The following is a 16,886-nucleotide window of genomic DNA, read 5'->3' as shown; positions in this document are numbered from 1 at the left end:
AAATAATGATAATCGTCTAGCAAAAAGTAGAAAAAGACGCATTCTAGGAGAATGATAATCATTATCATACTATATGTCAACAATTTCCGTGTTTTATAGGGAGATTCTATCAAGCTTATAGTTATTATATCTTGGAACTATGAGAGGAATCGTGTTAAAGTACTTTATGAGGGTAAGACATTAGCAATTCATAGCGGATAATGACAAGAGGTGACTGGTATGAGTAAAAAAACGATGTTCGAGAAGATTTGGGATAATCACGTAATTAACCAGGAAGAAGGCAAGCCTAGCGTTATTTATATCGATCTGCATCTGGTTCATGAGGTAACTTCTCCGCAAGCTTTTGAAGGTCTTCGCATGTCTGGACGCAAAGTTCGCAGACCTGACCTGACTTTCGCAACGATGGATCACAACGTACCGACGAAAGATCGTTACAATATTACTGACCCGATTTCCAAGCAGCAAATCGACACCCTGTCGCAAAACTGCCGTGATTTCGGCGTTACTCTTTTTGACCTCGACAGCATTGATCAAGGTGTCGTTCACGTTATGGGCCCTGAGCTTGGCCTGACGCACCCTGGCAAAACGATTGTGTGCGGCGACAGCCATACGTCCACGCACGGCGCATTCGGCGCATTGGCGTTCGGGATCGGTACGAGTGAAGTTGAGCACGTCATGGCTACACAAACACTGCAACAATCCAGAGCGAAATCCCTGGAAGTTCGTATCAACGGCAGCCTGAAGCCGGGTGTAACAGCGAAGGACTTGATCCTGGGCGTTATTGCCAAATACGGCACAGACTTCGCTACTGGCTACGTTATCGAGTACACAGGTGAAGCGATTCGCAACCTGTCGATGGAAGAGCGCATGACTGTGTGTAACATGTCCATCGAGGGCGGCGCACGCGCAGGACTAATCGCACCTGACGCAACGACGTTCGAATACTTGCGCGGCCGTGAATACGTACCGCAAGGCGCTGATTTTGACGCTTCGGTTGCCGATTGGTCTCAATTGGTGACAGACGAAGGCGCAACGTATGACTGGGTTGTGGAATTCGATGCGGACTCCTTGATCCCGCAAGTAACCTGGGGCACAAGCCCAGGCATGGGTACCAATGTGAACGCGCTGGTTCCAGATCCGCAAAGCTTTGAAACGGAAAATGAACGTAAAGCGGCTGAGAAGGCGCTTGAATATATGGATTTGACACCAGGCACACCGATGACAGATCTGAAAGTTGACTATGTTTTCATCGGCTCCTGCACGAACGGTCGTATCGAAGACTTGCGCGCTGCGGCGAAAATCGCTCAAGGCTACTCTGTTGATCCTTCAGTTACAGCCATTGTCGTACCAGGTTCCGGCCGCGTGAAAATTCAAGCGGAAAAAGAAGGCTTGGACAAAATCTTTACAGCTGCAGGCTTTGAATGGCGCGATGCAGGCTGCTCGATGTGTCTGGCGATGAACCCTGACGTATTGAAACCGGGCCAACGCTGCGCATCCACGTCCAACCGTAACTTTGAAGGCCGTCAAGGCCGCGGCGGACGCACGCATCTTGTGTCTCCTGCGATGGCGGCGGCAGCGGCGATCAAAGGCCGTTTCTACGATGTTCGCGACTGGGAAATCAAAGAGTATCAACAAGCCTAAAGGAGAATGTGACTATGGAAGCTTTTAAACAACACACAGGCCTTGTAGGCCCTGTAGACCGTGTTAACGTAGATACAGACGCAATCATTCCTAAACAATTTTTGAAACGCATCGAGCGTTCCGGTTTCGGCCAATTCCTGTTCTTCGAGTGGAGATGGGACGAAGCGGGCAACGTGATCGAGAGCTTTCCGCTCAATCAAGACCGTTTTCAAGGCGCTTCCGTCTTGATCTCCCGCGCGAACTTTGGCTGCGGATCTTCCCGTGAGCACGCGCCTTGGGCGATTCAAGACTTCGGTTTCCGCGTCATTATCGCACCGTCCTATGCGGACATTTTCTACAACAACTGCTTCAAAAACGGCATCCTGCCCATCAAGCTTTCCGAAGAGCAAGTAGAAGACTTGTTCCAACGCACGGCGAAGCACGAAGGCTACAAGCTGCATGTTAACTTGGATAACAACAAATTGACAGACGATTTTGGTCTGGAAATCGACTTCACTTTGGATGAGCACCGCCGTCAATTCCTGCTGCAAGGCTTGGATGACATCGGCTTGACGCTGCAGCACGAAGATAAAATCACGGCATATGAGCAAGCGCATGCGAAACGTCTGGCTTATAAATAAGTCGAGCTCTTAGCGAAGAGCTTGAACGAGTTGAAAAAGGATGCATCCCCATGAATTGGCGGGTGTATCCTTTTTTGTTGTATATTTTTCCTGCAATTTACCATAATAAGCACAGAAATCGAAGAAGAGACGGTGATGACATGGATAATAAGCCCCCTCCGATTTCAGGTGCTGCGAGTGAGAATATCGCCTTGCTGCAACAAGTCTTTTCGGAAAATGAGTTGCTGACGGTCCGTGAATTGCGCCTGGGAAGAGAGCAGGGCTGGGCCTTTCTTGTCTATTTGAATGTTTTGATTGACGAGAAAGCATTGAACCAAGTCATCATTAGGAAAATCAACGAGGACTGGGCGGCACAAAAAGGGCTTGAAACCGATGCGAACGACATGATTTTGGACACGTTGCAGTCGGTAAGCAGGGTAACGGCGCGTTCGGACATGGAATCGCTGATTTCAGCGATGATGAATTCGGGTGTTGCTGTGTTTCTGGAGGGACAGGAAACGGCTTACGATTTTTTTATGCCGGAGTATGAGAAAAGAGCGATTGACGAGCCAAATATCGAGATCAATGTCAGAGGGCCGCGCGAGAGCTTTATCGAGGATCTGACGACAAATATAAGCATGGTTTTTCGCAAATTGCGTACACCGGAGTTAAAAACGGTTTCCTACACAATCGGCTCCCAGAGCCGGACCAAAGTCACCTTGCTGTATTTGGATGACAAAGTGGACAAGCGCATGCTCGACGAGTTGAAGGCGCGGCTGGCGGCGGTGCGGCTGGATGTCCTGATTGCCAATACCCAGATTGAGGAATTCATTCAGGACAGCTCATTCACGCCGTTTCCGCAAATCTTTGCAACAGAGCGACCGGATCGGGTTGTTACGGCACTGAATCGGGGCAAAATTGCCATCATGACGGACGGAACGCCCATTGTGCTCATTGCGCCTACCAGTTTTTTTGAAATGCTTCATACGAGCGACGATTTATATGAACGGTTTTACTTTGCTAACTTTTTGCGAGGTCTTCGCCTGATTGCGATGTTTATTTCTTTATTTGGGCCCTCCTTGTATATTGCGCTTACGACGTTTCATTTGGAAATGATTCCCACACCGTTAATGCTGGCTTTTCTCTCTTCTAAAGCAGGTATCCCGTTTCCAACCTTTGTTGAAGCCATGCTAATGGAAATCGCCTTTGAAGTCCTGCGTGAGGCCAGTCTACGGCTGCCTAGAGCTGTGGGTCAATCGGTGAGTATTGTCGGCGCATTGATTATAGGGGAGGCGGCCGTTCAATCCGGAATTGTTTCTCGGCCTATGGTCATCGTCGTCGCCATGACAGGCATCGCTTCGTTCACGATCCCCAACTTCAGTACGGCCATTTCCTTCCGCTTGCTTCGCTTTCCGATGATGCTGCTTGCGGCCTACACCGGCGTGCTTGGCATCTCGCTCGGGATGTTTATTCTATTATCGCATTTATGCTCTTTAACCTCATGCGGCAAGCTTTTTCTGAGCCCGGTCAGCATGAAAGGTTGGAGAGACACATTGAAAAAATATGTACTTCTGCCGATACGGCTTAGAAATCCAAACTCTGGAGGTTCACACCAGGACGATGTTGAGAATACATAAGGCTTGCAGAATGGGCCTCCTGCTGTTGATTGCCTGCCTAGCAGCTTCAGGCTGCTCGCCGGATGTGACTGAAATTAGTGAAATTATTATCGTGGAGGCGGTTGGCATTGATTACGATGCGGAGCATCAAACTTTTATTTTTTCAGCATATTGCGTCATGCCGACGTCGTTAAGCACCGAACAAGCAGGGAAGCTTTCCCACTGGGTGTTGACTGCAAGCGGCCGATCTATCCTGGAAGCCGCTAAAAGCCTGAGAAGCTATGCCGGAAAGCAGCTTGTCTGGCAGCACAACAAGTTTCTAGTGGTGGGTGAGGAAGCGGGAAAAGAGCGCTTTTACGATATTATGGATTTCGCTTCCAGAAACCGTGAGGTTCGCTTGACGAGCTTTTTGCTGATCAGCGACGGCAAAGCACTCGATAAACTTAAGATGAGAATCGAATCCGGTGAACTGCTTTCAAACGATTTGTTAGGTAAAATTCATAATGTGAAAGAATGGGGTCAAGCCGTCAGCCAACGTATCCAGGATATTGTTAACTGGAGTTCGGATCCGTATCGGGGTTATGTCACGGGACGAATTATCGCGGCACGACAGCCGGAAGATAAGAAAGAAACCCTATCGTTAACAGGCGGAGCGGTGATGTCGGACAGTAAGCTGACGCATTGGCTGGAGGGTGAGGATGCAATTGTTGTCAATTTATTCTCACATCAAAAATGGAAAAACATTCAATTTGTAAAGTTGATTAAATTCGAAGGTTCACGGTTTACCCTCTTTCTGAATTTGAGAGAACGAAAAGTACGAACCACTTTTCAACAGCAAAGGCCGGTTGTCGACGTCACGCTTCGTTTTGCGGCCACAATCGGCGAGCTCGGTCCGAATCTTCACATCGATCAAGTAGATGAGATTCGTCGCATGGAGAAAGCAGCGGCGAAGAGCTTGGAAGCGAGCATTTCGAAAAGCATTTCTTTTTTTCAGCAGGACTTGAAAACCGACATCCTTGGTTTCTCGACCACTCTTTCCCAACATCATCCTAAAGAATGGCGGGCGATTTCAAAAGATTGGAAGCGCATCTTTAGCACAATGGAAGTGAACGTTCAAGCGGATGTCAATTTTGAAAAGCAAGGTATGATTCAGTATCTAAGGGATGAACACGCTCATGATGAATAATGTCATTGCCGTCCTTGCACTGGGCTATGGATCTGTATCGTTGTACATTCTATCGAAAAACCAGCGTTATCGGGAGGGGATCGTCATGTTCTTGCTATGTACGGTGGCTGCTTTGTATTGCGAAACCTGGTTCGGCTCCCGAATACCAACGATAGAATCGTTCCAAAGGATGGTTTATAGCAGCCTTTCCGGCTATGTGCTGAAACAATTGGGAATCGGGTGGGAAAGCTAATGGGTGTCTCTCAAGAAAAGATTACACCTGGCGCATTGGCATGCCTGACGTTCAGTTTTCTGTCAGGCTTTTCAACGTTGTTTCTGTTTGAAGCCAAAGTGTTAAAGCAAGATGTGTGGCTGTCGTATGTGATCGCTGTGACAATGGCGTGCGGGATATTGCTGCTGTTATGCTACGTTCAGAGGCAATACCCGCAATTTAGCATGGTCCAAATCTTTGATAAGCTGCTAGGGAAGCAATTGGCAAGAGCGGCGCTTTTCTTCTACTTGATCTACATGTTGGAGATTCAAAGTTTGGCTTCGCAAGCGCTGACATCGTTCTATCGGACCGTTGTGCTGCCGAATAGCTCTTCCAATCAAATTCTGCTTCTGATTGTGTGTGCCACTTCCTATGCAGCCTATCTTGGGCTAGGGCCAATTGTCAGAACGATGCAGATCACGCTTCCCTTTTTCTTAATTAGCATTTTTGTCATTTGCTTTTTTATTTTTAAAGAAGTGGGCAGCAATCCGTTCCTGCCTCCTCTCCAGCATCGTGTCGAAGAGATCGGCTACTGCAGTCTGATCAGCTTGTTTTTTCCTTTTGGCAAATCCGTTGTTCTCTGCTTTGTGTTCTCGCATGCGACGGATATAAAAAAACTTGCGCGTCATATCCCGTTGGCGTTGGCGCTCTCGGGACTTTACTTAATAGCAGCCGCCTATTTAACCTTAGGTTCCCTGGGGATGCATCTGACTGAGGATTTGACATTTCCGTTCTTCTCTGCGATCCAACTCGTCACCTTCGGAGAGTACATCGAACGGATCGAGATTATGATCATTGGGATATGGACGATTTTCACCTTGTTTGAAATCATCATTTTGCAGCTTATTTTCACAGAAATTTTTTGTCATGTTGTTGGTCTGCCAAGAAATCGTGGATTCATTGTACCGGTAGGGCTTTTGTTTTTTGCAATAGCTCAGAGAAGCTTTGTCCATCTGAATGATCTGGCCAACTACAATGTGAGGCTGGCGCCTTTCACTACGCTGCTACCGATGGCTTTGATTCCGCTTATCATCTCGATCCTTACCATGCTTCAAAAGAAAAGGAAGAAAAGCGCATAAGATTGCTAGCCCACACCCTTCATGACGTGCACATGCGGGTGTTTTTACGTGCTTTTCCTCAAAATCTTGCAACTTTTGCCAACTTCGCTCGTCTAATAGGTTACGAGATTGTCGATGGGGAGGGGGATGTGCTGTCGGAAGCGTGCATTTTTTGCTATAATGAAAGGAAGCTTGCTAGATTTCCCGTAGAGTCGCCTGTAGCCCAGTGCACATACATAGGTTGAAAATTCGACAAAGACACAAGAGGTGAACGATGAAATTTCCTGCGTTTTGTTTGGCGCTGCTGGTCGCGCTGATGCTGCTCCCCACAACGGCGTTTGGTGCTGAAGCATCGAAGCCGAAGCCTGTTCTGCTGTATATGAACGAGAAAAAGCTGGATGTCACTGAGGTGGTTCCCCGTATTGTGGACAACAATACGCTCGTGCCCGTGCGTGTGATCGTGGAAGAGATCGGCGCGAAAGTCGGGTGGGAGGAAGCCACGAGAAAGGTTACGATTACGCAAGATAACAATACGATGCTGCTGCTCATTGATAACAAAACGGCGCAGTTCAACGGCAAGAAGGAGCAGCTTGAAGTCGCTCCGTTCATTGAGAATGACACCACGATGCTTCCGCTTCGCTATATTGTTGAAAAGCTGGGCGTCGAAATTAAGTGGGACGAGCCATCCTATTCCGTGCACATGTATAAAGCGAACGAAGTGGATGCCAAGCCAGTGACGGGACCGGTCGATCTTGAGAATGGCAGTGTGGAAGTCAAGCCTCCGCTGACGGGAACCGGGAATGGAACCGTAGAGACGCCGTCGGGAACAGGCAGCAGCAACAATACCTCCGGCTCTGGCAAGGGAACGAATACAGGTACGGGCGACAGCAAGGGCGGTGACGGGAACGCGCCAGTAACTGGCAATCGTACGATCAGCGCGATTACGCTGTCCGAAACGGACCTGACGGTAACGGCCAAAGACGGCAAGTTGGTACCAAGTGTGCTTAAGCTTTCCAATCCGGACCGAATTGTGTTTGATTTTCCGAATACTATATTGAATGATACCCTGCAGAAGGCACTGGTCAAAAATGCCGGCGAACTCCCATCCAAGCACCCGCTTGTTGAGAAGGTCCGCTATTCCAATTTCAGCAATAGCCCGGCGACGGTCCGGATCATTCTCGATTTAAAAAGCACGGCCTACTACCAAGCGCAGCCTGTTACGACGGTTGGAACGTGGCGTGCGCTGATCGGCGACAAGCCGTTTCAAGACGTGCCTGCGGTGCCTGGCGACCATTTGCTGACCGTCGTGATCGATGCCGGTCATGGAGACACGGATCCAGGCGCGCTCTCGCTTAACGGCAGGCATGAAAAGGAGTTTACCTTGTCGACAGCGAAGAAAGTAGCCGAGGAGCTGGCGAAGGACAAGCGGGTCCAAGTGCTCATGACACGTTCGGACGACACGTTTATCCCGCTCGACGACCGGGTTTCCTTTGCCAACGAGGCGCCGGCCGACCTGTTCCTGTCCATTCACGGCAATAGCGCGAAAGCGACCGTTTCCGGGACAGAGACGTATTACAACAGGGCGGAAAGTATTCCGTTTGCCAACGTCATCCATCAATATGCGGTTGCTGCGACGGGCTTCCCCGATCGTCACGTCCGCGAAGCCGATTATCGCGTCATTACCAAAACGACGATGCCCGCCGTTTTATTGGAAGTCGGCTACTTGTCCAATAAAAATGATGAAACCGCCATGTATACGGAAGCCTTTCAAGATAAGCTGGCTCTTGCGCTTGTGAACGCCATCAAGGACTATTTGAAACTAAAATAAGTGCTGATTTGCAGCACATGCACCACGCGAAGGAGTGAGCTAGAGATGACCAAGACAAGTCGCCTGCTTCAAGGGACGCTTCTGGTAAGTGCCATCGCGCTGACTTTAACTGCCTGCGGTCAGAAGCCTCAATTATCCGGCGGCTCCACAGCCGCGCCGACCGCAACTCCTGTTGCGACGGCACCTGCTGTCACCAGTCAGCCGACCGTGACGCCGCAGCTGGCGCCGGAAGTGTTGAAGAAGCAGATTAAGACCTATTACAGTGACACCGACGAAATGAAGCTGGTTGAGAAGTCCGTTACCGTTTCCTATGCCAAGGAGACCGATGTGTACGGAGCCGCGCTGAAGGCGCTGGAAAAAAGCGACGATCCGAAGGCGGTTCCGCTTTTCGAAGATCTGAAATGGACCAGCATCGCGTTCGATAAGGCAAAAGGCGAGTTGAAGCTCGATGTCGCATTCGGCCCAAAAACACAGCTTGGGGCGCCTGGCGAAGATTTATTTTTGCAAGCGTTGAAGAAGACGCTGTTTCAGTTCCCGGAAATAAAGGCCATTTACATCCTGAAGGATGGCAAACAGGTGGACAGCCTGATGGGCCATATGGAACTTCCTTACCCGATGAAGAGACCTAACTAAAATGGACAAGCAGAGGAGCTAAGCGATTCATGAATACGAAAAAACTGGCGAGCGTTATTGTGAGCTCACTTATCATGTCCAGTCTGGCGGCGACACCGGTTCTGGGGGCATCCATTGTCACAACGTCCGCAGCGACGACAACGTCCAATGTCAAACTGTCTTTTCCCGACGTAACCCAAGATTACTGGGGCATTCGTCATATCTCCAAGCTTGCGCTGGAAGGCATCATTGACGGCTTTGAAGACGGCACGTACCGTTCCGAGAACTCCGTCACGCAGCAGGATGTTTTGATTATGGCGGTGCGGATGATGGGTCTGCAGGGCGAAGTGGACAGCACAGCTTCGACTGTGTTCCCCGAATTTCTGCAAGTTAGCGATTATGCACGTAAATTCGTTGAAGTTGCTCGACAACATGGACTCATTTCTTACGAGGAAGAAAAAGCAAGAATCAACGGTGTAAAGCAGACCGAAAATTGGGGCCAGCAAAAGGCGACTCGCGAATGGGTGGCTGAAGTGGTCATCCGGGCGATCGGCAAAGCGTCGATGGCGGATGGTATGGCTGTAACTGCATCGGCCTTCACGGACAACAGCGAAATCAGCCCGACTACGCTCGGATACGTCAATGCAGCGGTCGCGCTCAAAATCGTTGACGGCTTTGAAGACGGTTCGTTCCAACCGAAGGGTGTGGTAACGCGCGCGCAGATGGCGACGTTCCTCAGCCGTTCCCAGAAGGAACTGGCAACGCTGCCTGGCCATGCGGTCAAAGGCTATTTGACGAATCTGACAAGCGGCACCATCTCCATCATGGACGATCTTGGCAATACAAGCACGTACAAGCTATCATCGAATACTACTTTTTACGGCAACAAAAATGATACGGCCATTCAGCCGAACGAACTCCAAGAAACGTACCAGGTGACATTAGTTCCGGTCAATGGAACTGCATACTATGTGGAAATTAACAGCGACGAGCTGCATATGGACATTCATGAGGGGCAGCTGCTGAACTTGAATATGTCAACGTTCAAAGCGACGTTGGATGATTATAACGCCTATGACTTGGCTCCGGATGTTTCTGTCACGGATTCCGAGGGGCGCGGGATGAGCCTGGCCGATGTTGTCACAGGCAGCACGGTGCAGCTGCGCAAAAGCCAGCTAGTGGAAAGCGATAAGTACACGTCCATTGTGGTCAAACAAATTCCGCTCAACAAGACGGCGACAGGCGATATTCAAATGATTGACGCGGCTTCCCGTCAAGTGACATTGGTTGACGCTTCGACTGGCGAAGCGGAATCGTTCACGCTGTCGAGCACGCTCGTTGCGACACTCGCCGATAACAGCCTCATTGATTTGACGGCTTTGCATGTAGGCGATACGGTAGAGTACACCGTGAAAAACAGCGTTGTAGTGAAGGTCACAGTGAAGAAGCAGGCGGATGTCGGGATTACGGTAGAAGGAACGATCAAGCAATTGAGCGATGATAAATCCGCTATCCTGATTAATAAATCCTCAGGCATTGCCGCCTACGAATTAAACAGTAATGTGCGGGTTGCCATTGATGGTCTCGTGAATGCCGGCGTTTACGATCTTGCACCTGGCGATACCGTCAAGTTGGACGTGCTCAACAATAAAGTGACACTGATTACAGTGACAAGCCGTTCGATCGAGAATTTGTATTTTGCGAAAATCGACAGTTACAACCCGACTTCGAAGCTTTTAGTCGTCGTGGATAATACAGGTACACCGCATGCGTACTCGCTGACCGAAACGGTTGCAGTTTCATACGCGGGCAATACGCTTCCATTTTCCAACTTCACGTCCATGTTTACAGCTGGGAAATACGTCGATCTGCAGGCCTCCAAGAACAGTGTGCTGAAAATCACGATGTCCACGCAAGTGACAGGCACGCTGACGCAGCTCAACCTGACGACCAACGATATCACGTTGAAAACGGACAGTGGTCAAAATCTGTCCTTTAAGCTGGCTTATACGCCGGTCGTTGAACTTGCCAATAAATCCAACAGTACGCTATCCGATTTGAAAATCGGCGATGTCGTTTCGCTGCAGCTTAGCTACGATCAAAGCATTGTGCAAAAAATCGTAACAAGCAAAACTGCGCTGTACAAGACGGCTGTCGTCAATGCAAGTGCCAAAACGATTACCGTCACGGATGCGGCGAACACCGCGTATACCGTTTCTCTTGACGGTGTGCCTATTGTGAAGGCGGATCAAACCGCTGGAGCGATCACCGATCTGCTGCCAGACGATTATGTGAAGTTGTCCTTTGAAGGGCTTAGCCTGAAAAATGCGGAAATCGTCACGCCGATTCGCGGGAAAGTGACCGCTGTCAATGCTTCGACCGGCAGTCTGACGGTACAGGACTTCTCCGGTAAGACACAGGTCGTCAGTGTCGGCACGAACTATGAAGTGAAGCTGAGCAGCGGCACGCCATGGAGCCTGACTTCTATTAAAGTCGACGACCGGGTGCAAGTGATGAAGGATGCCAGCGACAAATTCCTCGTGCAAGTAGCTACCGCTGCCAGCCGCGAAGTTGATAACTACAACAGCATTGTGAATCAGTTGTATTTCAAAGCGACAAGCGCTGGCGACCGTACGTCATACAGCTTGTTCCCGAGAGCGTACTATCACCAAGGCAGCACGCTGCTGACGCCGTCTTCCTTTACTGCCGGCAATGTAGTCAAAATTTACGTACTCGATGACAAAATTGTTGAAATTGAAAAATAATTGATGAACCGGTTTTGACTTCCATCCGTCTGTTTGATGAGCGATAATCGCTCGTCTTGCAGGCGGATTTCACTTTTTTTATGAAAAAGTGGCCATTTTTTAGAAAATGTTCGCATTTTGACGCTTTCAAGGATTGATTCTAGCGGTACATTTCGCTAAACTGAATGATATTAAGATCGTAAGGAAGATCAAACATGACTCAGAAAGCAGTAAGGCATATTTTGGATACGATCGGCGAGCTTTTTCCGGATGCGCATTGTGAGCTCCACCACAGCAACCCGTTCGAACTGACGATCGCGGTTTTGCTATCCGCCCAATGCACGGATGAAACCGTGAATAAAGTGACCAAAGACCTATTTCAGAAATACACCAAGCCTGAAGACTATTTGGCCGTTTCCCCCGAGGAATTGGAGCAGGATATTCGCAGAATTGGCCTTTTTCGAAATAAGGCTAGTCATATTCGTAAGCTGTGTCAGATGCTGTTGGACAAGTATGATGGTCAAATTCCTGAGAAACACGAGCAATTGGTTGAATTGCCCGGCGTAGGCCGGAAGACAGCCAATGTCGTCGTGTCAAACGCTTTCGGCGTGCCTGCGATCGCCGTCGATACTCACGTAGAGCGCGTCTCCAAGCGACTCGGGCTCGCGGCGGAAGAAGATTCGGTTCTGGAAGTTGAAAAGAAGCTGATGAAGAAAGTACCGCGGGAGGAATGGACCCAAACGCATCACCGATTGATCTTTTTTGGGCGGTACCACTGTAAGGCGCAGAATCCGAATTGTGAACTATGTCCGTTGTTGGATCGTTGCCGTGAAGGCAAAAAACGTATGAAACCGAAGACAACTAGGAAAACTATTACAAACCAATGATATGCAAAAAAGGATGGGATTGAAATGAAATGCATCGCCGTATACACCAATAGCTTTGAATTATTCTCCGATATTTATGAACAAGTGATCAATACGCCGCTCGCCGAAAATGAGGAAAGAGTCATTGAAGGAGTAACTGTCAGTGAGTCGGGTGAAGTTCCTCAGAATTACATAGACAAAATGAAAACGAAATCCGAAGTTGTCGTGATGAAGGTGAAAGATTCCGATATTACGATTCTTCAGCATCGGGACGTTTTTGAGATTTTCTTGCCAGAAAAAGAAAAAATTGCGCTTTCTTAATTGCGAGGCGCTGACGAAATCTCCCTTTGGGAGATTTTTTTCTAGTTCGGGTAGCATTTATTGAGAGTTCAAAAAATCAGGTTTTCAGCACCGAGAAGATTGCGAGAAGCTGAAGAAGGAGGAGCGGAGTGTAGGCAAAACCTACAAGAGCACCGCACTTCGAAGCTGAACGCAAGATTCGATGTCGAGTAAGCGTCATGAATTACACTTCGTGATCAAAAGACGACTTTTTGAACTTCCTTTTGTAGACAAATAGAGGGTTGAGGAGAAAGGACGAAAGAGCACCATGACACAAATGGTAGAGGGAAGCATTGCCGTCATGCCAGGGGCAATGAAGAACATGCAAGGAACGCTGCAGCGCGCAGGCGATCGGGAAAACGCCGAGAAGCTCGGGCAGCTATTGGATAAAATCGGCAGCGGTCGGGTGAATATCGCTTTTTGCGGGCACTTTTCCGCGGGGAAATCGACGTTGATCAATCAGCTGTGCGGCCATGCGCTGCTGCCGTCGAGTCCGATTCCGACGAGTGCGAATATCGTCTCGATCCGTAACGGCGAGGCGGGCGCGCATGTGACGCATCACGCCACCGGGAATGGGTCAGGAACAACAACATCGATTCCTTTAGAAGAGCTGGAAGCGTATTGCGTGAACGGGACGGATATTGAGACGGTAGAAATTTCGTACCCGATTTCGTTCTTGGGCACGCACGCCGCTTTGCTGGATACACCCGGGATTGACTCGACGGATGATGCGCATCATCAGTCCACGGAGTCGGCGCTGCATTTGGCGGACGTTGTGTTCTATGTGATGGACTACAACCATGTGCAATCGGAAGTGAATCTCGCTTTTACGAAAAAGATGAAGGAATGGGGCAAGCCGCTCTATCTCGTCGTCAATATGATCGACAAGCACAAAGAGTGGGAGCTGCCATTCTCCACATATCAAGAGGGAACGAAGCAAGCGTTCCTAAACTGGGGCATTGAGCCGGACGACATACTGTATGTCACGATGAAAGAGCCGCAGCATCCGCACAACGAGTACGGAAAGCTGAGATGGCTGCTCAGCCGTCTGATTGATAACGGCGACGATCTGCGCGTGTACAGTCTGGACGCGTCCGCGCGCTTTTTGGCAGCGGAGCACCGAAAATGGCTGGAGGAGCAGCATGAGCCGCAGCGTGAGGCGCTGATAGAGCAGCTTGCTGAGGAGGACGATACCGAAGCGGCGGAACGAGCGGCTGCGGCTGCAGAAGCGGAGCTCCAGCGGCTCAAGGCACTGCCGGAGACGCTGACGGCGAAGCTGCGCAAGGACGTTACGTCCATCATCGAAAATGCCAACATTACACCGGCGCAGACGCGCGACCTGGCGCACAGCTATCTGGAAAGCCGTAAGCCCGGCTTTAAGGTGGGCTTTTTCGCGGGCGCGGCGAAGACCGCGTCGGAAGTGGAGAGACGCCTGGCGGCGTTTCAGGCGGATTTTGCGGAGCAGGTCGAAGCGCAGCTCGACTGGCATCTACGCGACGCGCTGAAGAAGGCGGCCCGCGAGCAGGAGCAGCATGATCCTGCGCTGATCGCCGAGATCGAGGCGCTTCGCGTCGAGGTGACAGGCGCTTGGCTGGCGGCGCAGGTCAGCGCAGGCGCGTCGTTCAGCGGGGAATACACGCTGAACTACATGAAGCAAGCTGCGGGCGAGCTGAAACAGCTGTACCGCAAAGCGGCGTTCGCGATCATCGACGTGATCGTGAACGCCGTGGGCGCGCGCGCGATGGCGGACGCCGCAGGCGTCAGCGCGCAGCTGAGCGAGCTGGGCGGGCGTCTCGCCGCCAGCCGCGAACTGCACCGCCTCGCAGACAGCGAGGCGGCTGCGGAAGCCCAGCTGCTGCGCGAAGCGAGCTGGGCACGGCCCTCCGCGCCGGCGCTGCCCGACGCGCGGCTGTACACCCCCATGGAGGACGCAGGGGCCGCTCCGCAAGGCGGAGCGAAGCTGCACGTGACCTCCATGGAGACGATCCTGCAAGCCGCGCACACGGCGTCTGCGGCTGCAGAAGCTCCAGCCGCGTCGAGCACGGCAGCGGCGCGGCCCGCGTTCACCGCGAGCTCGGGTGAACACGGCTCGCGCATGGAGCGCAAGGCTGCGGATCTGACCGCAGCCGCCCAAATCATCGACGGCCTCCCGTCGATGAGGTCGATCGCGCGCGCCATGCGCGAGAAGTCGGAACGTCTGCGCGAGCGGACCTTCACGATTGCGCTGTTCGGCGCCTTTAGCGCAGGCAAGTCCTCGTTCACCAACGCGCTGCTCGGTGAGCGGGTCCTGCCGGTTTCGCCGAACCCGACGACGGCGGCGATCAACAAGATCGTGCCGCCGAAGGAAGGCTGGCCGCATGGCACGGCCAAGGTGCGGATGAAGAAGGCGGACGCTATTCTCCAGGACGTCATCTACTCTCTTGACGTGCTAGGGTTGACGGCTTCTGACATGACGACCGCCTTGACGAAGATCGGCCAGCTGCAGCCGACGAGCGTAACGCCAAAGGGCAAGCCGCACTATTCGTTCCTCAAAGCCGTCGAGAAGGGCTGGCAAACCGCGGAGCCAAATTTGGGCACGGATCTGCGCATTACGAAAGACGAGTTCTCCGGCTACGTTGCGGAGGAAGCCAAATCGTGTTTCGTCGAGTGGATCGAGCTGTACTATTCCAATCCGCTCACAGATCAAGGCATTATTTTCGTTGACACGCCGGGGGCGGATTCGATCAATGCCCGCCACACGGGTGTAGCTTTCAATTATATTAAAAATGCAGATGCCATTTTATTTGTTACGTACTACAATCATGCTTTTTCACAAGCGGATCGCGAATTCCTCCTGCAGCTTGGCCGGGTGAAGGACAGCTTTGAAATGGATAAAATGTTCTTCATCGTGAACGCCGCCGACCTTGCGGCGAATCCGGCGGAGCTGACCGGCGTTGTGAAGCACGTAGAGAACAATCTGTTAAAGCATGGCATCCGTAACCCGCGTATCTACCCGGTTTCCAGTTATTTGGCCGCAGAAGGCAAAATCAACGGAAAAGAGAGCCTGGTAGAGCAGTCTGGCATCGTGCCGTTTGAGCAGGATTTTGTGACGTTTACTTTGAACGAGCTGAGCGACGTCGCGATCCATGCGGCGAATCTGGAGTTGAACCGCGCCATCTCGACGATGGGGCAGTGGATTCTCAGCGCCCAGGCCGGCGAGGAAGAGCGAATGACGCAGCTGGCGAAGCTGAACCAGGCGGAACAGGCCGGTCTCACGCTGCTTCGGGAATCCAGCTATGAAGCAGAGCGCAAAGAGCTTGTCAAAGAAATTCAGGAATTGCTGTACTATGTGAAACAGCGGACGATGTTCCGTTACGGGGAACTGTTCAATATTGCGTTCAACCCGTCGACGTTCCGCGATGAAGCGAAAGATCCGAAAGCGGCGCTGGGCATCGCCTGGCAGGAGCTGCAGCGCATGATCGGGTACGATTTGTCGCAGGAGGTGCTGGCGACGACACTGCGCGTCGAGAACCGCATGAATGCGATCGGCGCCGCACGCGTCCAGCGCTGGACGGCGCAGCTGCGCGACTATCTGGACAGCTTCGAAGGCGCGCCGTATGAGCCGGGCAAGTTCCGCACGCCGGAAGTGACCGGCAAGCTGGAGGCCGGGGACGTGACGATGAAGCTGCTGCAGAGCTTTTTCAAGAGCGCGAAGCAGTTCTTCGAAGGCGATGGCAAAAGCAAGCTGAAAGCAGAGCTGGAGCAGCGCTTGAATACCCCTGTCGTGGCGTTCATCGACGGGCAGTCGGCTGAGCTGGAGAAGGCATATGACGGGCAGCTGGCGGATTGGCTGCTTGCCCTCCAGGAAATGATGGTGCAGCAGGTAGCGGAACACGCAGAAGGGCTGCGCGACGCGCTTGAAATGAAGATTGATCTGGAGGAACTGATCGCGAAACAGCATCAGTTACAGGCTTTTAATTCATAGTTTGACGGGTGGGCGAGTCTTGTTCTTAGGAACTTGACCCGCCTTTTTTTGCAATTGTCGTGTAAGGGCTTTCATCGGTAAGGATTCAGATGATTTAAAAGAACAGGGTGGATTCTATGTCTTTTTTGTGAATTTATGCGATTTTAAGCGTTTTTTCAGGAATATCCCCTGATTGCCCCTCCC

The 16,886-nt window shown here is 51.2% G+C and carries 12 protein-coding genes; all 12 read left to right on the top strand.

Annotated elements, in window-relative coordinates:
• The first annotated feature begins 219 nt into the window (after positions 1 to 219).
• The 12 genes from leuC to ABE504_RS06495 all read left to right on the top strand — a co-directional run bounded on the left by leuC (position 220) and on the right by ABE504_RS06495 (position 16,703).
• A complete protein-coding gene (leuC, locus tag ABE504_RS06550) occupies positions 220 to 1,641 on the top strand; it encodes a 3-isopropylmalate dehydratase large subunit (RefSeq protein WP_430086129.1) in 1,422 nt (473 codons plus the stop codon).
• Between the two features lie 14 nt (positions 1,642 to 1,655).
• On the top strand, positions 1,656 to 2,261 hold the full coding sequence (gene leuD / locus ABE504_RS06545) for a 3-isopropylmalate dehydratase small subunit (RefSeq protein ID WP_430086126.1): 606 nt from the start codon (positions 1,656 to 1,658) through the stop codon (positions 2,259 to 2,261).
• Positions 2,262 to 2,401: 140 nt separating this feature from the next.
• Positions 2,402 to 3,877 (top strand): spore germination protein, encoded by a 1,476-nt coding sequence (locus ABE504_RS06540; protein WP_430086124.1) that lies wholly within the window; start codon positions 2,402 to 2,404, stop codon positions 3,875 to 3,877.
• Positions 3,861 to 5,042 carry a Ger(x)C family spore germination protein gene (locus ABE504_RS06535; protein WP_430086121.1) on the top strand — a complete coding sequence of 394 codons (1,182 nt, stop codon included), beginning with the start codon at positions 3,861 to 3,863 and terminating at the stop codon, positions 5,040 to 5,042. The genes ABE504_RS06540 and ABE504_RS06535 overlap by 17 nt, the downstream gene beginning before the upstream one ends.
• Entirely contained in the window at positions 5,032 to 5,274 is a 243-nt protein-coding gene (locus tag ABE504_RS06530; RefSeq protein ID WP_430086118.1) for a hypothetical protein, read from the top strand. Before ABE504_RS06535 ends, ABE504_RS06530 begins: the two co-directional genes overlap by 11 nt.
• Entirely contained in the window at positions 5,274 to 6,371 is a 1,098-nt protein-coding gene (locus ABE504_RS06525) for a GerAB/ArcD/ProY family transporter (protein ID WP_430086116.1), read from the top strand. Before ABE504_RS06530 ends, ABE504_RS06525 begins: the two co-directional genes overlap by 1 nt.
• A 253-nt stretch (positions 6,372 to 6,624) precedes the next feature.
• A complete protein-coding gene (locus ABE504_RS06520) occupies positions 6,625 to 8,178 on the top strand; it encodes an N-acetylmuramoyl-L-alanine amidase (protein WP_430086113.1) in 1,554 nt (517 codons plus the stop codon).
• Between the two features lie 45 nt (positions 8,179 to 8,223).
• Positions 8,224 to 8,811 (top strand): GerMN domain-containing protein, encoded by a 588-nt coding sequence (locus tag ABE504_RS06515; RefSeq protein ID WP_430086110.1) that lies wholly within the window; start codon positions 8,224 to 8,226, stop codon positions 8,809 to 8,811.
• Positions 8,812 to 8,840: 29 nt separating this feature from the next.
• The gene (locus ABE504_RS06510) at positions 8,841 to 11,555 is read left to right on the top strand and encodes an S-layer homology domain-containing protein (RefSeq protein WP_430086107.1); all 2,715 of its coding nucleotides are present in this window, start codon (positions 8,841 to 8,843) and stop codon (positions 11,553 to 11,555) included.
• 194 nt (positions 11,556 to 11,749) lie between these two features.
• Positions 11,750 to 12,421: an endonuclease III gene (nth, locus tag ABE504_RS06505; protein ID WP_430086103.1), complete on the top strand. Its 672-nt coding sequence runs from the start codon at positions 11,750 to 11,752 to the stop codon at positions 12,419 to 12,421.
• Positions 12,422 to 12,445: 24 nt separating this feature from the next.
• A complete protein-coding gene (locus ABE504_RS06500; protein ID WP_126140464.1) occupies positions 12,446 to 12,721 on the top strand; it encodes an NAD/NADP transhydrogenase alpha subunit in 276 nt (91 codons plus the stop codon).
• Positions 12,722 to 13,007: 286 nt separating this feature from the next.
• Positions 13,008 to 16,703 (top strand): dynamin family protein, encoded by a 3,696-nt coding sequence (locus tag ABE504_RS06495; RefSeq protein WP_430086101.1) that lies wholly within the window; start codon positions 13,008 to 13,010, stop codon positions 16,701 to 16,703.
• Positions 16,704 to 16,886 lie beyond the last annotated feature (183 nt).

It is taken from the genome of Paenibacillus oryzisoli (genome assembly GCF_050467285.1).
Taxonomy (GTDB): Bacteria; Bacillota; Bacilli; order Paenibacillales; family NBRC-103111; genus Paenibacillus_E; species Paenibacillus_E oryzisoli_A.
Note: the sequence above shows the minus strand (reverse complement) of the source record. Positions and strands in the feature narration are given on the sequence as shown.

Coding starts and splice junctions, on each gene's coding strand:
- ABE504_RS06500 (WP_126140464.1), top strand. CDS start 12,446: ATGAAATGCATCGCCGTATACACCAATAGCTTTGAATTATTCTCCGAT.
- ABE504_RS06495 (WP_430086101.1), top strand. CDS start 13,008: ATGACACAAATGGTAGAGGGAAGCATTGCCGTCATGCCAGGGGCAATG.
- ABE504_RS06535 (WP_430086121.1), top strand. CDS start 3,861: ATGTTGAGAATACATAAGGCTTGCAGAATGGGCCTCCTGCTGTTGATT.
- nth (WP_430086103.1), top strand. CDS start 11,750: ATGACTCAGAAAGCAGTAAGGCATATTTTGGATACGATCGGCGAGCTT.
- ABE504_RS06540 (WP_430086124.1), top strand. CDS start 2,402: ATGGATAATAAGCCCCCTCCGATTTCAGGTGCTGCGAGTGAGAATATC.
- ABE504_RS06510 (WP_430086107.1), top strand. CDS start 8,841: ATGAATACGAAAAAACTGGCGAGCGTTATTGTGAGCTCACTTATCATG.
- ABE504_RS06515 (WP_430086110.1), top strand. CDS start 8,224: ATGACCAAGACAAGTCGCCTGCTTCAAGGGACGCTTCTGGTAAGTGCC.
- ABE504_RS06530 (WP_430086118.1), top strand. CDS start 5,032: ATGATGAATAATGTCATTGCCGTCCTTGCACTGGGCTATGGATCTGTA.
- ABE504_RS06525 (WP_430086116.1), top strand. CDS start 5,274: ATGGGTGTCTCTCAAGAAAAGATTACACCTGGCGCATTGGCATGCCTG.
- ABE504_RS06520 (WP_430086113.1), top strand. CDS start 6,625: ATGAAATTTCCTGCGTTTTGTTTGGCGCTGCTGGTCGCGCTGATGCTG.
- leuD (WP_430086126.1), top strand. CDS start 1,656: ATGGAAGCTTTTAAACAACACACAGGCCTTGTAGGCCCTGTAGACCGT.
- leuC (WP_430086129.1), top strand. CDS start 220: ATGAGTAAAAAAACGATGTTCGAGAAGATTTGGGATAATCACGTAATT.